The sequence below is a fragment of the Monoglobus pectinilyticus genome (assembly GCF_002874775.1).
GTDB classification, from domain to species: Bacteria; Bacillota; Clostridia; order Monoglobales; family Monoglobaceae; genus Monoglobus; species Monoglobus pectinilyticus.
This window is the reverse complement of record NZ_CP020991.1, coordinates 2,620,388-2,640,613: the sequence shown is the minus strand read 5'-3', so window position 1 is coordinate 2,640,613 and position 20,226 is coordinate 2,620,388. Positions and strand designations below refer to the sequence as shown.

Below are 20,226 nucleotides of genomic sequence, written 5' to 3'. Positions count from 1 at the left end.
TCAGATTAGCCTCCAAAATTTATATTTTTCCGTTCGCAATCAAATCTATAGCCTTAGGTAATATTTCCCACTCAGCTTCTTCCATTACTCTCTTCTGCAGCACTTCCGGAGTATCGCCGGGTTTAACCTCTACAGCTTTTTGAAGCAATATCGGCCCCCCGTCGCATACTTCATTTACGATATGAACAGTAGCCCCGGTTATCTTAACGCCGCGTTCAAGTGCGGCTTCGTGCACTTTAAGTCCATAAAATCCCGGACCGCAGAACGATGGGATAAGAGACGGATGAATATTTATTATTTTATTATTAAATTCGTTTATGAGCTTGTCACCGACAATGCTCAAATAACCCGCCATGACAATCAAGTCAACATCACAATACTTCATATGTTCACAAACCGCAGTATCATGCTCCTCCAATGAATTAAATGCTTTTCTTGAAATAACAATAGAAGGTATATTGTTTAATTTTGCTCTTTCAAGCGCGTATATTCCGGGTCTCGAACCAACCACGGTAACAATTTCCGCATTTGTTATTTTACCGTTTGATATTGCGTCGATAATCGCCTGTAGATTTGTGCCTCCGCCTGAAACCAAAACACCTATTCTCAGCATATATCTACACCCTTTTCGCCTTCAGTAATTTCTCCGATTACAAAAGCTTTTTCGCCTGCTGCATTAACAGCATTAACAGCTTCTTCGGCCTGACTTTCAGGTACAACAAACATCATGCCAACACCCATATTATAAGTATTGTACATATCATGCTCTGATATTCCGCCCTTCTCCTGAATTTTCTTGAATATAGGCAATACTTCAAACTTTTCCTTATATACTTTTGCTCTAGTGCCGTCTTTCAACATTCTAGGTATATTCTCATAAAAACCGCCGCCAGTGATATGTGAAACCGCTTTGACATCAACAGCGTCAATAGCCGCAAGCATTGGCTTAACATAAATTTTTGTAGGAGCCAGAAGAGCTTCACCGACAGAACATCCCAACTCATCATCATAAGCTTTTAAAGCCTCGGCGCATTCAGAACTGTCATCTATATTAAATACTTTTCTGATAAGAGAATAGCCGTTGCTATGAACTCCGGAAGACTGAATACCGATTATTACATCGCCCGGTTTAATATTTTCTCCATCGATAATTTTTTCTTTATCGACTATACCAACAGAAAACCCTGCCAAATCATATTCACTCGGGTCATAAAATCCCGGCATTTCAGCGGTTTCACCGCCTACCAACGCACATCCTGCGGCAACGCAACCATCAGAAACGCCCTTTACAATATCGGCGATTTTTTCAGGAATATTTTTTCCTACCGCAATATAATCCAAGAAAAACAAAGGCTTTGCTCCTCCGCAGACAATATCATTAACACACATAGCTACACAATCTTGACCTACAGTTTCATGTTTATCCATAATAAAAGCCAGTTTCAGTTTTGTTCCAACTCCATCGGTTCCTGATACCAATACCGGATTTTTATATTCGCCGCCCAACTCAAACAGACCGCCAAATCCGCCTATACCGGATAATACACCCGGAATATTTGTTCTCTTTACATGTTCTTTGATAAGTTCAACAGACCTATACCCTGCCTCAACATCTACCCCTGCATTTTTATATGCTTCGCTCATCACATATCCTCCAAATAGATTTTTATCTTTAAGTAAAATAATTTATTATGCTTTGTTTAAAAGTTCGTCTTGAAGCTTTTTATCCTTCTCCTCTACCGCTTTAGCCATATCCGCCTTAAACTTGTCAAGCTTTTCTGCAAGCGCTGAATCTGAAACAGCCAGCATCTGAACTGCAAGTATACCTGCATTATCCGCACCATTCACTCCTACAGTCGCTACAGGAATACCTGTTGGCATCTGAACCATTGATAAAAGTGAATCAAGCCCGTCCATAAACGAAGACTTTATTGGAAGTGCTATAACCGGCAAAGTAGTATAAGCAGCGATTACACCGCCCAAGTGCGCCGCTTTTCCGGCAGCTGCGATTATAACCTTAACACCGTTTTCTTTTGCTGATTTAGCAAATTCCTCAGCACGCTGAGGTGTTCTGTGGGCTGAAATAACATGAGCCTCAAAATCAACCCCAAAGCTTTTAAGCTGGTCAATCGCTCCCTGAACTACCGGCAAATCCGAATTACTTCCCATAACAATTGCTACTTGTGCCATACCTAATTCCTCCTGATTTATAAAAAATATTTATCTGTCTTTTGTTTGACGGTTATATACTAATTTTCCATTTACAATAGTATACTCAACGTCACTTGATTTTGCTGCGTAAACTAAATTTGAAACAGTATTATTATTCGGCATAAGATGAGGAGAGTTAAAATCAAGTATAATCATATCAGCCAAATATCCTTGTTTTAAAACTCCCAAATTATCAAACCCCAGCGCCTTAGCACCGTTTACCGTAGCCATCTTCAAAACTGTCCAGGCATTCATAACAGTTGGGTCTAGGGTGATACCCTTATGCAAAATAGCAGCAACTTTCATTTCTTCAAACATATCCAAGCTATTATTGCTGGACGCTCCGTCAGTCCCCAGAGCCACATTTATCCCCATATCAATCATCTTAGTTATAGGAGCGACTCCTGAAGCAAGCTTTAAATTGCTTATTGGGTTATGCACAACGCTTACATTATGTTTTTTTAATATTTCTAAATCATTATCCGTCATACACACACAATGAGCCGCAATAGTAGGGCTGTCAAAAATACCCGTTGTTTCCATGTATTCAGTTGGCGTCATACCGCGCTCTTTAACACAGTCGTCAAACTCCGTCTGGGTCTCCGCCAAATGAGTATGAATACTCATATCATTAGATTTTGCATAATCCGAACACTTTTTAAGCACGTCAAAACTACATGTATAGATAGCATGAGGTGAGAAAGTGAAGCTTATTAAATCCTCATTCTTAAACTCTTCAGCCATTGTTTCCATTAGTTTAACTTTTCTATCGTAGCCGTCAAAATTCACGCAGTCGCTCAAAACTGCTCGTATTCCCTTTTTCAGCGCAACTCTGCCCGTTTCAGCCTGAAACATATACATATCGTTGAAACAAGTGGTTCCTCCGGCGAGCATTTCATCAACGCCTATTTCACTGCCCTTTAAAATATCGTCTGCCATGAGCTTATCTTCAAACGGAAAAATCTTGTTGAACAGCCAATCCTGCAAATTCATGTCATCAGCATAGCTTCTAAGCAAAGTCATCGCTAAATGAGTATGTGTGTTTACAAGCCCCGGCATAACAACTTTATTCTCTCCGTCTATCACATAATCGAAATCTTCTGTCTCAGGCTTTTCTTTTCCTATATACTCTATCAGATTTCCGTTTATAACAATATAAGCGTTCTCAATCACTCCTGAGCTGTCTGACATTGTTACAGCAGTAATATTTTTAATCAAAATATTTCCCATTATTATTTCTCCTCAGGTTTCATATACCAAATCGTCAACGCCTATATCTTTAATAGCTTCTAAATATTTCTCAGCTTCAACTTTCGCCAGATTCATATCTAAATTTCTATAGTTACCGCATTCTATCTCACTGGCGCCCGGCATCTCTCCGTCATATATAATTATATTTCTTAAAGTTTCTTTTATTATATCAATGACCTGCTGATTATCAGCATTTCTAATAAGCAGATAAAATCCGGTTTGGCAGCCCATAGGCCCAAAATATATAACGTCGCCGCTGATTTCCGAATTTCTGATAAGAGTAGCGAACATATGTTCCAGTGAATGCAGCGCTGAATTGCTTAAAAGGTCTCCAGTATTCGGCTTTCTCATACGCATATCATATGTTGTTATATCTCCGTCTATTCTAGATATATATACGCATGGTTTTATTTTTCTATGGTCAACGCTGAAACTTGCAATTCTGTCCATATCATCATCTCCTAATTTATATCACAAATAATTCTCTCAATCAGCCTTTTAACTTTATCACTAAACACCGGTTCGGCATTTTCAATTACTTCTGTATTGAACCCGCCGTTCTCAATTCCCGCCGCCATATTTGATACTCCCGATAATCCCAGGACTTTGATACCGCAATGACAAGCGGCGATAACCTCAGGAACCGTTGACATACCAACAATATCAGCGCCCGCTATCCTCAGCATTCTAATTTCAGCAGGAGTCTCAAACTGAGGTCCGGTCATATATCCGTAAACACCTGTTTTAAGATTAATGTTTTCTTTCTCAGCAGCGCTTAGAGCCAATTCTTTAAGACCGGATGTATATGCGTTTGACATATCAAAAAATCTTTCTCCAAACTCATCGGGATTTTTGCCGCGAAGAGGAGAATCAAAACCTAGTTTAATATGGTCTTCAATCATAACTAAATCACCAGGAACAAAATCAGTATTTATAGCTCCGCTGGCATTAGTCAAAATAACCGTCTCTATACCGAGATACTTCATCATTCGTATAGGAAAAACTAATTCCTGCATTGAAAATCCCTCATAATAGTGGATTCTTCCCTGCATAATCAATATATCTTTTCCTGAAAGTTTTCCAAAAACAGACCGGCATTTATGATAAGTATTATTTAACTCAGGAAACCCGGGTATTTCAGAATATGGTATGATTGTATCTACTTCTGCCATATCAATCAGTTCTGACAAACCCGACCCTAGAACTACCGCCGTTTTAGGTCTTATATTAGTCTTTGTTTTAAGGAATTCGGACGCTTCATAATATGACATGGTTTTCTCCTTATACTATTTAAAATATTTAACTCCGCTTTCAAATATTTTTTGGTCTATATTACCGGTTATATTTTTATAAACATTTTCCCCGATACGCTCAGAATGACCCATCTTACCAAACACTCTTCCGTCAGGACTTGTAATACCTTCTATAGCATAATAAGAACCGTTCGGATTATACGGCATCTCATAAGTCGGTTCACCGTTAAAATCAACATACTGTGTAGCAATCTGACCATTCTTTTCCATTTCCGCGATTATTTCCGGGCTGGCAACAAATCTGCCCTCACCATGGGATACTGCAATCTGGTGTATCTCGCCCAAATTAACTCCAGACAGCCACGGAGATTTTACAGACGAAATTCTAGTCGACACAATTTGAGATACATGCCTTCCTATAGTATTAAATGTCAGTGTAGGACAGGTATCGTCTATCTTTCTTATCTCACCAAACGGAACAAGCCCTAACTTTATAAGCGCCTGAAAACCGTTACAAATACCAAGAATCAATCCGTCTCTATTATTCAAAAGCTCCATAACCGCTTCTTTTAACTTCTCATTTTCAAAAGCCGCTTTAATAAACTTACCAGAACCATCAGGCTCGTCTCCGCCGCTGAAACCGCCGGGAATCATTATAATCTGCGCTTCATTGACAGATTTCACAAATCTTTCGATAGATTCTTCAACATGTGACTGTTTCAGATTTCTGAAAATCTGAACATCAGCTTCCGCTCCCGCTCTTTCAAAAGCGCGGGCGGAATCATACTCACAATTCGTGCCCGGAAAAGCCGGAATAAACACTTTTGGTCTAGCAACCTTTACAGCCGGCACAGAAATATTTCTCTCAGAACAGTCAAACTTTTTCATTCCAGCATCCTCATATTTTGACTTTGTTGGATAAACGCTTTCAAGAGGTTTCTGCCATGCTGAAACAATCTCATCAATACTTATACTTTCATTTTCAATCTTTATGACGCCGTCGTCTGTTGTATGACCCAGCTTAACAGTTTCAAGCATACCGCCCAAAGAACCGTTTGCCTTTAATCCGTCAACTTCAATAATTACGCTTCCGTATAAAGCCTTAAACAATTCAGACTTATCGCAGCACTCGGTAAATTCAAACCCTAGTTTATTTCCCATCGCCATCTTGCAAACGGCTTCCATAACACCGCCGTATCCAACAGCATAAACACTCTTTATCAGATTAATTTTACTGTCTGAAATCATCATGTATAACATATCATAGAGCTGTTTTAAACTATCGAAATCAGGCAGATTATTTTCGTCATACTTAGGCTTAACCAAAAATACCAGGTTTCCGGCATTTTTAAATTCACTGGATACAGCCTTTGAAGCGTCAAGCGGCGCAACTGCAAATGACGCAAGTGTAGGCGGAACGTCAATATCATTAAAAGAACCCGACATTGAGTCCTTTCCTCCTATTGCCGCCATAGACAAACTCTCCTGGGCATAATAACCGCCAAGAAGCGCCGCAAGAGGTTTTCCCCATCTCTTTGGATCGTTTCCAAGTTTTTCAAAATACTCCTGGAACGTTAAATAAATATCCTTATAATCCGCACCGGCGCATACAGCTTTAGTAACCGAATCCACAACCGCATAAACAGCGCCCATAAAAGGATTTGCTTTTGATATTTTCGGATTATAACCATAAGACATAACAGTTGCAGTATTGGTTTCATTTCCCAGCACTGGAATCTTTGCAACCATATTCTGCTGCGGCGTAAGCTGATACTTTCCTCCATACGGCATAAACACGGAGTTTCCTCCAATAGTGCTGTCAAATCTCTCAACAAGACCCTTTTGTGAGCATACGTTCAGGTCACTCATTAAATTTAGAATCTTCTCTTTATAGTCATTGCCCTTTGTTTCAAATTCAAACATATCGGACGAGAAATTATCAACCGCAATCTCAACATCAGCATTTTTTTCAGCGCCGTTGGTATTCAAGAATTCCCTTGAAATATCACATATAACATCACCGCGCCAGTTCATAACCAGGCGGGGCGATTCAGTAACCTCCGCTACAACTACAGCTTCGAGATTTTCCTTATCAGCTTCATCAATAAACTTTTCAGCGTCTTTAGCTCTTACAACAACAGCCATACGCTCCTGAGACTCAGAAATAGCAAGCTCTGTTCCGTCAAGACCCTCATATTTTTTAGGCACATTATCAAGGTTTATATTAAGTCCGTCAGCCAACTCGCCAATGGCAACCGAAACGCCTCCGGCACCAAAGTCATTACACCGTCTTATCAGTGTGGTAACTTCATTCTTTCTGAATAATCTCTGCAGCTTTCTCTCAACCGGCGGATTACCCTTCTGTACTTCAGCGCCGCAGGTCTCTAAAGACGAACTGTCATGGGCTTTTGACGAGCCGGTAGCTCCTCCGCAGCCGTCACGGCCTGTCATTCCGCCAAGTAAAATCACCACATCTCCAGGTTCAGGAACTTCACGTATAACATTTTTCTTTGGAGCGGCAGCAATTACAGCGCCGATTTCCATACGCTTAGCAACATATCCCTCGTCATATATTTCGGTTACTCCGCCTGTAGCAAGACCTATTTGGTTTCCATACGAGCTATAGCCCTCAGCAGCTCCAATAACCAGTTTGCGCTGAGGAAGCTTACCCTCCATTGTTTCTTTTAATGTTTTTCTCGGGTCGCCCGCACCTGTAACCCTCATTGCCTGATAGACATATGAGCGGCCTGACAGCGGGTCACGGATAGCGCCTCCGAGACAGGTTGCAGCGCCGCCGAACGGCTCAATTTCAGTCGGGTGATTATGCGTCTCATTCTTAAACATAACCAGCCAGTCTTCACTGGTACCGTCAGTCATCTTTACTTCAACTTCAATTGAGCAGGCGTTTATTTCTTCACTCTCATCAAGAGCGGTTAGTATACCGCGTTTTTTTAACTCTTTAGCGGCAATAGTAGCAACATCCATAAGACAGATATTCTTTTTGCGTTCACCATATACGAACTTTCTTGATTCCAGGTAATCGTTATATACACACTTAATAAACTCATTTTTAATTTTAACATTATTAAGTTTTGTAGAAAATGTTGTATGACGGCAATGGTCAGACCAATATGTGTCTATCATACGTATCTCTGTCAAACTCGGATTTCTTTTTTCAGTATTTTTAAAATAGTCCTGACAGAATTTTATATCATCATAGTCCATTGCTAGACCCAAATCTGCAATCATCTGTTCAAGCTCTTTATCATTCATATCTATAAAACCGTCAACAATCATAACGTCAGCCGGCTCTTCAAGGTTGTCGGCTAAGGTATCCGGCTTTTCCATAGACGCCAAACGCGACTCAACAGGGTTGATACAATATTCCTGAACAGCCTTTAACTCATCATCACTAATATCACCTGACAAAATAACAATTCTAGCGGTTCTGACAACCGGTTTTTCACCTTCTGTCATTATCTGAGTACATTGTGCCGCACTGTCGGCTCTTTGGTCGAACTGACCCGGCAGGTATTCTGAAACAAAATATTTATCACCGCTTGGTATTTCTATATTTTCAAATTCAACATTGTCTACCTGCGGTTCCGCATAAACACTGGGAAGCACCTTTTGAAGTTCTTCATCGCTGATACCGTCAATATCATAACGGTTTATAACACGAACACCGGTAAGGCCGCTCAGACCTAAATTTTCAACAAGGTCAGATTTAAGCTCTTCGGCCTCTATATCGAAACCTTTTTTCTTTTCTACAAACAGTCTCTTTATACTCATACAAAAGCTCCTTTTCAGCAGAATTGTCATAATATTTTATAATTTTACATACATATAGTATTTTAAACATAAATTTATCTTTTGTCAATCTTATACGCAGTTTTTCTTGAATTATTTTTGCAGCATTAAAATAGATATATTATACGCTGACATTTTTAACTAAAATTTCAATCAAAAATAAGCAATAATAACAAATTGTGCTATAAACGTAACATAACGGGATGCAAATTGAATGCTTATGTAAACTAATACAAAAAGTATGTTTTTAGAAAAACAATAATAAGATATTTTATAATAAACAATAAATAAAGTCGTATACACACAAATAAACTAACTTTTAATACATAAATTTTATTCATTGACTGCGAACCACAAGCATATTATAATAGTTAATATAAAAACGAAGCGTCTAATTCAAATATGAATTAAACGCCCCTGAATTTATTTGCTTGATATACTGACTTCAGAACAAGTTTTCGCATCACTATATTTTCTTTTCCCTTTTAAAATATCCTTAAAAATTACTATAAAATCATGCAGAGCCTTGACTGCTAACTTTTTAAGCTCCGGATCCGAAATTTTTATTTCATTATAAATAAGTCTTATATTTTTATTCCAATTTTTTATTAACTGAGCCACAGTATCACTTCCTGTCGCCTTAATCAAATCATATACATAATTAATCAGACCGCTCACAGTTTCATCATCATTATTCTCAAGCCATTTATCAACAGCAGTTTTAGAAAATCTCGAAAACATATCCGTTTCTTTTATGAATACAAAACTATCAGCTTTAACCGACCATGTAAACGGATTATGCTGATTGCAGGCTAAGGACTTGCTGAATACTACTTTATATTTTGAATCACTTTCAAGCATGAGTCCAACAACAGACGCTTTAGGTACCGTTTTCAAAACTATATCCGAAAGTTTAGACCTTTTTTCTTGGCTTAAAGTATCATCTCTAAATCCCGGCCCATCATGATTATATATTTTTTCTATTCTCAAAAATTCGTCTTCATCAGCATTAGCCGCAGCATAGACGGACAAATTTCCTCCTTTAGAATGCCCGCCCAATATGAACACGCCGTCAAGCTCTTCAGCAGCAGATTTAAAATAACAGAGAGCGGAATCCTGAGCCGGAACGTTTTTAAGATAAGACATATTAAAATCCTCTTTCCAGCCAATCAGACTTTTATCCGTGCCGCGAAATGCTATATAATATTTCTCTGATGATAATTTGAAAGTTACAGCGGAAAATTGTTTTTCTATTTCTTTTTCTATTTCATTGACATAAATTCCAATACCAATGTTTCCAAACCGCTCACTCTCCGCAACTGCGTCAAGCAGTCTATGATTTTGTTTCGGAGTACGAATATTTTTAAATAACTCTTTCCTATTTTCTTTTTCCGCTAAATTCTTAAATGTTATATCAAATTTAGGAACACTTTCTATAAAACTATCAAAGCAAAGATATGAAAGCTGTGACAAAACAAGGCTGTCAACCTCATTAAAGTCCATAGCGTCAAAAGTTAGAAAACCATTTTCTTTTACGTAAGATATAATATTTCCCACTTTATCCGCCTCCCAATTTTTAATATATTTTAATATTATAATTATACCCAATAAAAATATAAAAATCTATTTAACAGACAAAAACTTTTTGTAAATTATATATTAACAAAAAAATCCAATAAAAAAGGAATAGCACAAATGACCATTCCTTTATAAACCATATTATTCTGTCACGTTTACTCCTGTGACAAGCACTTTTACATCATCATTATTACCAAGAACAACTAAAGTATATTCTAAACCGTTAGCTTTTAAGAAATCAGTAAATGCAATATATTCAGAGCCGGTAAAGTATAATGTTACCTCGCCGTTCTCATCAATCTTTGAACAGTTAGCAAGCGCTGAACTCATAAGAACGTCATATACCGCTTTATCTTTAATCTCACAGCTCACTACAGAGGCATCGTCCATATTTTCTGATTTATCTGCAAATGCTTTAGTTTCTCCCTTACTATTTCTGCCCAGTTTTGGTTCTGCAGTAATAGAAGGTGTTGCTACTGGAGCCGACGCACCGGGAGTAGCCTCAGGCGTAGGTTTTGGATTCTCAGTAGGCTCCGGAGTTGCTGTTGATTCCGCTGCGCTTCCGCCTCCTCCGCCCGATGTTTCAGCAGCTGGAGTATTCGGAATATTTGTATCGTTGGACTCATTCTGAGTTTGAGGCTGATTTGCTTCCTCCTGACCTCCTGAATCGTCACTGGGAGTATATTCAAACTTTTCAGGCGCAGGATTTTCAGGTATAACTAAATTATTATCCTGTCCTGAGCGTGTTCCTTGTGTCATAGCTGACGTAATATCCGGCAAAATTATCTTCGGAGTAACATAAGCTTTAGGAGCCGGAGTTGCCGCAGCCGTATTATTTTTATTGCTTGAGCTGCTTGTGTTGTTTTTATTTGTAGAGCTGGAAGTATTTGACTTATTTGAACTACCGCTGTTAGAATTACTTTTTGTCGTATTTTTATTTGTACTTCCGCTGCCAGATGTGCTAGACGATGTAGATTTATTAGAAGAACTGCTGCTCGGAGTACTTGAACCAATGTTCAGCCCTGAAGAACTTCCGGCTGATGGCCTAGCTGTAGTTCTCGGTGAAGTTGAATTTCCGGGAACAGAAGACGCTCTGGGAGCCGATGTGGTTCTTGGCGAAGATTCTGACGCTCTTCCTCCAACATAATCGTCAAGCCCGCTGGCGCTGGGTTTAGCAGTAGCTTTTGCACTCTCTATAGCGGCATTATCAGAAAAATCATATACTTCATCAGAAGACTTCATTACTTGATATAAGCCGCTTGAAGCCACGCCTACAACCAAAACAGCGCTAAGTGCCGCCGGAGCAAGAATCCTCCAATTTGCATGTCTTATAAAATGGTCAACTTTATGCCGCGCTGTTTCAAATGCCGCTGTTAATTTATCAATCGGACCGGCGCCTAAAACTCCGCTTGCTTTAATAACTTCATATTCGTACTTGACTTCCGGAGCCGCAGATACCAGTTCACTATGAATACTTGATATCAAGTCAGCCGGAGGAGTCAACCTCGGCGAACTGCTCATAACGCCAATCATATCTCTTATATCATCAAGCTCAACCCTGCACATCTCACAATTTCTAAGGTGAGCTTTTATAGACATGTTTTCAACATCATCAGTTGAGTCAGACAAATAGTCATACAATAAATCTACACATTCATCACAACTCAAAGTATCAGGATAATCCTCAGGAATATCAAATTCATCATTCGACTCCAAAACTCCTGACACATTATTATCAAGATTAGGGACACTGTAATGCGGGGCATCAAAATCCGGTTCGTTAAAGTCTGATAAATTTTTAAATTCATCATTTCCAGAATCAATACTCCGCAATACTTCGTCTGGATTGTCAAAATCGATTCTGCTTATACTCTCCAAAAATTTATTGTCAGAATAATCATGTTTCACATCGTTGTTTTCGATAGCATCGCTTCCGCCGGCAGATTCAAATCCGCTTAAAATATCTTCGGTATTTTCGGAAATATCATCAGCTTTTTCGTCAAGAACAATCTTTTCAGATTTGTTTACATTTATCTGACGAATATCGTCCGCAATACTGTCCATAACCTCACCATACTTACGGCGAAGCTCATCATCCTTTTCGTAATCTGACATTATACCCCTCCTTCCTATATACATTATAGTAAAATTGAACGAATATACAAAAATATACACTGAAATATTCAATTAATAAAATCCAATATATTGTATATTCAGACATATATCCGTCTACATTTTGTTAGACGAAATACTTATCAAAAAGTTCCCTGTCTTTAGATAAAATTTCTCTTAAATTTCTTCTTCCTCTGCTAATCCTTGATTTAACGGTACCAACAGAACATTCAATTATCTCTGCAATCTCATCATAGGAAAGCCCTTGTATATCTCTTAATATAATAACAGTTCTATAATCATCAGGCAATTCTGATATTGCCTGGTTTATAACGTCTTTCATTTCAGCCTGTTCAATAACTTCATCAGGTGTGGGAGAATCATCTGCAATTTCATTTGAGAAAAAGCTTCCGTCGCCGTCCTCAAACCCGTCATCTAATGAATAAGCAGGATTATTCCGATTTTTTCTCTTCACTTGATCCAGGCAAGTGTTTGTTGCAACTCTATAAATCCAGGTTGAGAGCTTTGACTTAAATTGAAACGAGTTTATATTTCTAAACATTTTCAGAAAAACTTCCTGCGACATATCGGCCGCATCCTCAGCATTTCCGGCAAATCTAAAAGCTATATTATATATAATAGACTGATACTCAGTAATAATCTTCTCAAAAGCTTCAACGTCACCTTTTTGCGCTTTTTTAATCAGCTTTAGTTCGTCCGCCAAACCCTCACCTCCAATTAAACGGTTTAAACCGTATCCGCTTATACCGCTACTTAGAATAACACATTATAAGAGTTTTGTCAAATATTATGAACAAAATTAACAAAGATTTTTTAGTATATTATTCATTTTTTAATATCCAAACCGAAACGGAACCGTCAGAAACTTCAAAAACACCATAACCTTCTTTATCAATTGTTACAGTATCAGCACAATTTCCTATACAATCATAAAAAATCTTTCCCGCATGTCTTTTTCCTATATACATTTTCTTAACACCGCCCCGCTTATCAGTAATCAAAACCGCAAGTCCGGTTCCTATATGTTCGTCGTCGCCTTCCCTTGTCCATCCAACCACATCAAAGTCGTCAAAATAGTCGTTTTGAGAACCAAAAGCTTTTTCTTTTCTTAACCACAAAAGCTTATCCAAAATATCCATGAATGGTTTTTCATTATGGGATGGAACACCATAATAATCTCCATAAAATATACAGGGATAACCTTCATTACGCAGCAATGTGACAGCATATGCTGAAGGTTTAAACCAATTTAAAACCGCAGACTGGAGCGCCTGACCCTCCTGGGTATCATGATTTTCTACAAAAGTTACAGCTTTTGTCGGCTCAGACGACACTAAAGTTCCATCTAGAAGCTTTGACATATCCATATTTCCGTCACTGGCTGAAGCCTCAAAAAATTTAAAATGAAGCGGAACATCAAACAGAGACATAGCATTCTCACAAATTCCGAGATAGTTTTGAAGCCTGGCTAAATCCTTGCTCCAATATTCACCAACTGCAAAAAATTCTCTTTTTTTACTGTTTCTTATATAAGACAGCCACTCTTTAAAAAATTCAAATTTTATATGTTTTACTGCGTCAATTCTAAAACCGTCAATATTTGCTGTATCGACATACCAATCAATCCAATCAAATAAACTTTGTTTAAGCGGCTGATAATCAAAATCGGTGTCAGCCCCCATCAAATAATCATAGTTACCCAATTCTCTGTCAACATTTTCGTCCCAGTGTTTACCCTCAAACAAAAATATTGAACTTCTTTTTGTTCTCTCATCATAATCTACGCCGTGAAAACACTTCCAATCCAATTTAAAATCCGAATATGTATTATTTCTTCCTAAAAAATCGAATCTCGTCCATGCTTCAATTTCTTCAATACCTGAAGTCTGCTGTTCTCTGTTTTGCGGGTTATCCTCAATAGCCCGGACAATCTCTGTTCCGTCAGCACCTATTCTTTGATTGAAAACTATATCCGCATAAACATCAATACCATATTTATGAAGCTCATCTACAGCTTCAATATATTCCTTATTAGTCCCATACTTAGTGGAAACCGACCCCTTTTGGTCAAACTCCCCTAAATCATACATATCGTAAACACTGTATCCAACATCAAATATTCCGTTAGCTCCCTTATAAGCCGGAGGAAGCCACACGGCAGTTATTCCTATGTCAGACAGATGTTTTGCATCATTCTTTAATCTATTCCAATGGTTTCCGTCAGGCGGAAGATACCATTCAAAATACTGCATTATAACGCCATTTTCCATTATATTCACCCCCTGCCAATATATTTATATTATTAAATACATAGACTTTAATCTTTTTTTATTAATTCAGATACAAAAAGCTCGACAGCATCCCATTGTCCCATCCTGCCTGACTTCATATCAATTGAATATTTCAAACCTTTATCGACCATTTTTTTCAAATAACTTTCACTATATCTCATACCATTATCAATAGCTTTATTTACTGCAAAAATCGGAGGGCGCCTGTCAAAGTATTCAAGCATTTCTCCCGCTGTCATACCATCCTGTTTTAACAGCTTGCACATCAGCAGTTCATATAACTGGTCTAAAATAATACTCATTACCATAGTAGGTGAAACATTATCAGTTTTTAAATGTTTCAATTGCTCCTTGGCTTTATCTCCGCGTCCGCCTATAATGTTTTTATTAAATATATCATAAACCTGAACCTCTGCAGATTTCGTGACTACTGCGTCTATATCATCCCTTGTTACCTTATGACGCTCATCACCCAAATACAAAATCAATTTTTTTATATCCTGGCTTAACTTTGTCAAAGACTGACCTGATATTCTTACAAAGTAACTTAAATCCCGGGCAATTATTCTTTTGTTTGCTTTTTCAAGCTGTTTCTCAGCCCAAACTTCAAGTTTGTTTACCGGCAAGTATTCAAAATTTACTATCCCGCCGCCGCATTCTTCAATAAACTTCATTGATTTAACTTTTTTAGGATCAAACCCATCCTCCCAAAATATCAAGCATACATATTCCGGAAGATTTAATATATATTCTTTAATACTTTTAAAATTACCTGTCGTCAGATTAGAAAACAAACCGCTGTTTTTCACAACAACAAGACGCCTGTCCGAAACCTGAGGAAAAATTTCAGCAGCTTCAATTATTTCATCCGGTGTTATCTTATCCGAGTTTAAATATGAAAAATTAAAACTTACTAAATCTTTAGGGACAATTTTATCCTTTATAGATTTTATTTTATTTTCCAGCAAATATGTCTCCTCACCAAAAAAGAAAAATACCCGCGGTATAGTATAAGACTTAATCGCTCTGTTTAACTCCTCAATCGTCATGTTATACTCTCCTAAATAAACTTATATTATATTAATATAATTCATGAACAAAAAGGACGGCCTATTAGGTCGCCCTCGTCTTAATATTAAACTTAATAAATAATTCTTCTTGCACCAGCGAAACGCGAAGCATAATAATCAGAATTAATACTGGTATATTTAACAACATCGCCTGTATGCGGCGCGTGAATCATCATTCCGTCACCAACATATATTCCGATATGAGAAGCATATCCGCCAAGACCTGAACTGCTGAATCCAATTATATCACCAGGCATTAACTGATCTCTTGAAACAGGAATACCCTCTTTCATTTGGTCGTCAGCTACACGAGCCAATTTAAATCCTAACTGTGCATATACATACTGAACCAATCCGCTGCAGTCAAATCCGTTAGGTGAAGTGCCGCCCCATACATATGGAACCCCAAGGAACTGTGCCGCTATATCGCAAACAGCCTGACCGCCTTCACTTGCTTCAGGTATCGTTCCGTCGTAAACAGAAAGATAGTCAGCTGAAACATAACCAATAAGTCCATCATTATTATATGCAACGCAAACCCAGCCGGGTTCAATCCAATTAACTCTAACTCTTGTACCATACGGAAGCGTGGTGATTACACCGGCGTCCATTGATGCGCTTTGTCTAACATTAAGTGTTGAGACTTGAACAACACCATAGTATTGAGCCGGTTCATCGATCTCATCGTAATCGGCATATGTAGGTAGTATTATAAAAGTAGAAATTGTCATCAATACTAATAGTGTTGCAACAATTCTTCTAAAACTCTTTCCAAAACTCAAAACAAAAAACCTCCAAAAATTTCGAATATACGTCTATGCGCTATTCTAAACCACAACCCCTTTCTGCATAAATTTTGACTATCAGTTTCAAAAAGCAACAAAAATAAGACCGGCCAAATAACATTTATACGGCCAAATTTCTGCGTTTAACTTTTGAAACTATGTGACGATTATACCGCTTTTCCGAAAATCTGTCAATAGAATTAGGGGCTATAATTGAAGAAACTGCCCAATTTATTGAATATTAATACATCTATAACAACGTCATATCAGGCGTTTGCTAAAATTGTTAACAAATTGTTAACAATGCTTTATTTTCCCGTGAATTGCCAATTTAATCCGAATAATACATTAACAATTTAATTACATTATAATTACATATATATTATTTTAATGTTACATTTTCATTACAACACTTCTTAACTATTGGCAATCAATAAAAAATATGGTATAATTAAAAGATAGATAAGCAAAATAATGATAATTTATACTGTAATATACAAGATAATTTTTATTTATTTAGATTATACTATATTCTTGTTAATAAATCAAGCTGTAAAAATAATTTGTTATGAGGTAGAATTATGATAAAAAGTATGACCGGTTTTGGCAGAGCCGAAATGACATTTGACGATTTATATGAAGTTAAAATCCAAATTAAGTCCGTCAACCACAGATATGCTGATTATACTATAAAAACTCCGAGAATTTATAGTTTTCTTGAAGAAAGCATACGTGCAAAATTATCTCAGAATATTTCAAGAGGTAAAATAGAAGTCTATGTTTCCATAAATAAAATCAATGATGACAGCAAAGAGGTTAAAATAAATCTTCCTCTAGCAGAATCGTACATAAATAATTTGCGTGAATTATCCGATTTTGGTGTTAAAGATGATATTTCAATGTCATCCATGTGCTCGCTTTCTGATATATTTGAAGTTCAATACAAAGAAATTGATGAAGAAGCAATTTTAAATATGATAAATACCGCGCTGGACGCTGCTCTTGAAGATTTCTTGAATATGCGTATTAACGAGGGAAGCAGGCTCAACAACAGCATTTTAGAACATTTAAATATTCTGTCGTCAGAAGTTGAAAAAGTTGAAAAACTTTCTCCTGAAACTATAACTAAATATAAAGAAAGACTTGAAAAAAGACTGCGCGACGCATTATCTGAGCTGGAAAGCGGAGCAGATGACAGCAGAATTTTAACCGAGGTCGCAATTTTTTCTGATAAAGTTGCCGTTGATGAAGAAACTGTCAGACTTAAAAGCCATATCAAAGAATTTAAAAACGCTCTTAATTCATCAGAACCAATAGGAAAGAAACTTGACTTTATAGTTCAGGAAATGAACAGAGAAACCAACACTATTGGTTCAAAATGCAATGATATAGACTTATCAAAAATTGTTGTAGAAATGAAATCATTAATTGAAAAGATAAGAGAACAGATACAAAATATTGAATAAAAGCGAGGCTAATATGAAACTTATAAATGTTGGATTTGGAAACATTGTATCAGGCTCAAGGGTTATAGCAATTGTAAGCCCTGATTCCGCGCCGATAAAAAGAATTATTCAGGAAGCAAAAGAACGCGGTATGGTAATTGACGCAACCTGCGGAAGACGCACTAGGTCAGTTATTGTTACTGACAGCGACCACATTATCCTATCGGCTATACAAACAGAAACTATCGCCGGAAGGGCAGAACCGAAATCCGGTGATGAAAACATTGAAGACGGCGGTGATGACGATGAATAAAAGAGGTCTTTTAATCGTTGTTTCAGGCCCATCCGGTGTTGGTAAAGGAACAGTGCTAAAAAAACTGTTAGCTGATAATTCAGACATTGTTCCGTCAATATCTGCTACCACAAGAGCTCCTAGAAACGGCGATATTGAGGGTGAAACTTACTTTTTTAAATCTGTTGATGAATTTAAGAGGATGATTGATAATAACGAATTCATGGAGTGGGCAGTCTATAACGATAACTACTACGGCACTCCTGTTAAATATGTTAATGAAAAATTGGATGAAGGAAAAGATGTGCTTTTGGAAATTGATGTTCAGGGCGCATTGAATCTTCAAGAGAAATATCCGTCAGCCGTATATATTTTTATTGCTCCCGAAAATATAGATGTACTTCGCGAACGGCTGATCGGTAGGAATACAGAAACTCCTGAGGAAATTGAAGACCGGATAAATGCTGCAAAATGGGAGCTTACAAAAAAAGATAAATATGATTATGTTGTAGTAAATAAAATTGTAGAAGACGCATCAGATGAAATATTAAGTATATTAAATAAAAGGAGAGATTAATTATGATGATAAAACCGCCTATTACTGAAATGGTTGAAAAAACCGGCAGCAGATACTTGCTGACTATTGAAACCGCTAAACGCGCAAGACAGCTGACAGAGGGAAAACAGCCTATGGTTGATATTCCGTCAAACAAAGAGGTATCTATAGCGGCTGAAGAAATTTATGAGGATAAGCTCAACTATATCCCAACGCCGGATATCGGAAGTCTTTAAACTGACGTTATTTGAATAACCGCCCACCGGCTGAACCAGCACTGGCAGTCCGAGTGGGCTTGATTTTTATAAATTATTTTATGTAGGTGATATTTATGCTTCTTGATAACAAAACTGTTGTATTGGGTGTTACCGGTGGAATTGCGGCATACAAAGCCCTTGAGCTTACTTCAAAGCTTGTAAAGTCCGGCGCCCAAGTCAAAGTTATAATGACAAAATCAGCTGTAGAATTTGTAGCTCCGCTGAGCTTTCAGTCCCTTTCAGGCAATCCGGTGGCAATTGATACATTTGACGAGCCAAAATCATGGGAAATAAGACACATATCCCTGGCAAAAGCCGCCGATGTTTTTGCTATAGTTCCGTGTACTGCAAACATCATCGGAAAAATCGCCGGAGGTATCGCTGATGATATGCTGACGACTACGGTTATGGCAACAAAAGCTCCTGTGCTCATAGCTCCTGCCATGAATACAAATATGTTTGAAAATCCAATTGTGCAGGACAATATAAAAAAATTGAGTGAAAAGTATCATTGCTATCATTTTGTTATGCCCGAAAGCGGGCGCCTGGCATGCGGCGATACTGGAAACGGAAAATTAGCCGGAATTGACGTTATATTTGAAAACATCGCAAAATTAGCGCTTTTAGATTCCGCAGACCTAACCGGCAAAAAGATTGTTATCAGCGCCGGCGCAACTCAGGAAAAAATTGACCCTGTAAGATTTATAACAAATCATTCAACCGGAAAGATGGGTTTTGCTCTTGCTAGAGCCGCAATGCTAAGAGGCGGACAAGTTACACTGGTTGCCGGACATAATTCATGTGAACCTATCACTGGAATCAAAACTATTGACGTTTCCTCTGCCGATGAAATGAGGAGTAGTATAATCAACGAGTCAGAAAGTGCAGATATAATAATAATGGCCGCAGCTGTGGCAGACTTTAAACCGTCTGCCGTATCAGAAAATAAGATAAAGAAAAAAAATCTAAATGATATGAGTATAGCTTTATCCAAAAATCCGGATATTTTAAAGGAACTTGGCGAAAAATTCGATGATAAAAAAACGATTGTCGGATTTGCTATGGAAACCGAGGACTTAATCAAAAATGCTTCTGAAAAATGCGTAAATAAAAACGTTGACTTCATAGTCGCAAATAATTTAAAAACTACAGGCGCCGGGTTTGGTACTGACACTAATGTGGCGTCGTTAATTGATAGATATGGAAACATAAGCGAACTTCCTCTAATGGATAAATTTGAGCTGTCAAATATAATTCTTGACAAAGCTTTATCAATTAATAAAAGCAAATAAAT

18 protein-coding genes are annotated in these 20,226 nt (G+C 37.6%); 5 read left to right on the top strand and 13 right to left on the bottom strand.

All coding sequences use genetic code 11. From position 1 onward, the window contains the following. Nucleotides 1-19 precede the first annotated feature (19 nt). From purN to B9O19_RS11000, 13 genes are all read right to left on the bottom strand, one after another. Nucleotides 20-613, bottom strand: a complete 594-nt coding sequence (gene purN / locus B9O19_RS11060) for a phosphoribosylglycinamide formyltransferase (RefSeq protein ID WP_102366471.1) — start codon at nt 611-613, stop codon at nt 20-22. Beyond that, nucleotides 607-1,644, bottom strand: coding sequence for a phosphoribosylformylglycinamidine cyclo-ligase (gene purM, locus B9O19_RS11055; RefSeq protein WP_102366470.1), 1,038 nt, complete (start codon nt 1,642-1,644; stop codon nt 607-609). The genes purN and purM overlap by 7 nt, the downstream gene beginning before the upstream one ends. Before the next feature lie 45 nt (nt 1,645-1,689). Further along, a complete protein-coding gene (purE, locus tag B9O19_RS11050) occupies nt 1,690-2,190 on the bottom strand; it encodes a 5-(carboxyamino)imidazole ribonucleotide mutase (protein WP_102366469.1) in 501 nt (166 codons plus the stop codon). Between the two features lie 30 nt (nt 2,191-2,220). Further along, the gene (locus tag B9O19_RS11045; RefSeq protein ID WP_102366468.1) at nt 2,221-3,441 is read right to left on the bottom strand and encodes an amidohydrolase; all 1,221 of its coding nucleotides are present in this window, start codon (nt 3,439-3,441) and stop codon (nt 2,221-2,223) included. A gap of 12 nt (nt 3,442-3,453) precedes the next feature. Continuing rightward, nucleotides 3,454-3,912, bottom strand: coding sequence for an S-ribosylhomocysteine lyase (locus tag B9O19_RS11040; protein WP_102366467.1), 459 nt, complete (start codon nt 3,910-3,912; stop codon nt 3,454-3,456). 11 nt (nt 3,913-3,923) lie between these two features. Further along, nucleotides 3,924-4,733 (bottom strand): purine-nucleoside phosphorylase, encoded by an 810-nt coding sequence (locus B9O19_RS11035; RefSeq protein WP_102366466.1) that lies wholly within the window; start codon nt 4,731-4,733, stop codon nt 3,924-3,926. Nucleotides 4,734-4,748: 15 nt separating this feature from the next. Then, on the bottom strand, nt 4,749-8,507 hold the full coding sequence (locus tag B9O19_RS11030; protein ID WP_102366465.1) for a phosphoribosylformylglycinamidine synthase: 3,759 nt from the start codon (nt 8,505-8,507) through the stop codon (nt 4,749-4,751). A 441-nt stretch (nt 8,508-8,948) separates the two neighbouring features. After that, nucleotides 8,949-10,082, bottom strand: a complete 1,134-nt coding sequence (locus B9O19_RS11025) for an Mbeg1-like protein (protein WP_102366464.1) — start codon at nt 10,080-10,082, stop codon at nt 8,949-8,951. Nucleotides 10,083-10,244: 162 nt separating this feature from the next. Then, complete coding sequence (locus B9O19_RS11020; RefSeq protein WP_158648995.1) at nt 10,245-12,218, bottom strand: zf-HC2 domain-containing protein; 1,974 nt, start codon at nt 12,216-12,218, stop codon at nt 10,245-10,247. A 124-nt stretch (nt 12,219-12,342) separates the two neighbouring features. Beyond that, entirely contained in the window at nt 12,343-12,939 is a 597-nt protein-coding gene (locus tag B9O19_RS11015; RefSeq protein ID WP_158648994.1) for an RNA polymerase sigma factor, read from the bottom strand. A gap of 118 nt (nt 12,940-13,057) precedes the next feature. Continuing rightward, a complete protein-coding gene (locus tag B9O19_RS11010) occupies nt 13,058-14,506 on the bottom strand; it encodes an alpha-amylase (RefSeq protein WP_102366461.1) in 1,449 nt (482 codons plus the stop codon). Nucleotides 14,507-14,553: 47 nt separating this feature from the next. Beyond that, nucleotides 14,554-15,576, bottom strand: coding sequence for a DNA polymerase III subunit delta (gene holA / locus B9O19_RS11005; protein ID WP_102366460.1), 1,023 nt, complete (start codon nt 15,574-15,576; stop codon nt 14,554-14,556). A 92-nt stretch (nt 15,577-15,668) separates the two neighbouring features. Beyond that, entirely contained in the window at nt 15,669-16,379 is a 711-nt protein-coding gene (locus B9O19_RS11000) for a C40 family peptidase (RefSeq protein ID WP_102366459.1), read from the bottom strand. 584 nt (nt 16,380-16,963) lie between these two features. Between B9O19_RS11000 and B9O19_RS10995 the strand changes: the two genes are divergently transcribed. The 5 genes from B9O19_RS10995 (at nt 16,964) to coaBC (ending at nt 20,224) form a co-directional block, all read left to right on the top strand. Further along, entirely contained in the window at nt 16,964-17,848 is an 885-nt protein-coding gene (locus B9O19_RS10995) for a YicC/YloC family endoribonuclease (protein WP_102366458.1), read from the top strand. A 13-nt stretch (nt 17,849-17,861) separates the two neighbouring features. Then, nucleotides 17,862-18,140, top strand: coding sequence for a DUF370 domain-containing protein (locus B9O19_RS10990; RefSeq protein ID WP_102366673.1), 279 nt, complete (start codon nt 17,862-17,864; stop codon nt 18,138-18,140). Continuing rightward, complete coding sequence (gmk, locus tag B9O19_RS10985) at nt 18,133-18,696, top strand: guanylate kinase (RefSeq protein ID WP_158648993.1); 564 nt, start codon at nt 18,133-18,135, stop codon at nt 18,694-18,696. Before B9O19_RS10990 ends, gmk begins: the two co-directional genes overlap by 8 nt. A 2-nt stretch (nt 18,697-18,698) precedes the next feature. Then, complete coding sequence (gene rpoZ, locus B9O19_RS10980; protein WP_245862933.1) at nt 18,699-18,911, top strand: DNA-directed RNA polymerase subunit omega; 213 nt, start codon at nt 18,699-18,701, stop codon at nt 18,909-18,911. 95 nt (nt 18,912-19,006) lie between these two features. After that, nucleotides 19,007-20,224, top strand: a complete 1,218-nt coding sequence (coaBC, locus tag B9O19_RS10975; protein ID WP_102366456.1) for a bifunctional phosphopantothenoylcysteine decarboxylase/phosphopantothenate--cysteine ligase CoaBC — start codon at nt 19,007-19,009, stop codon at nt 20,222-20,224. Nucleotides 20,225-20,226: the final 2 nt, after the last annotated feature.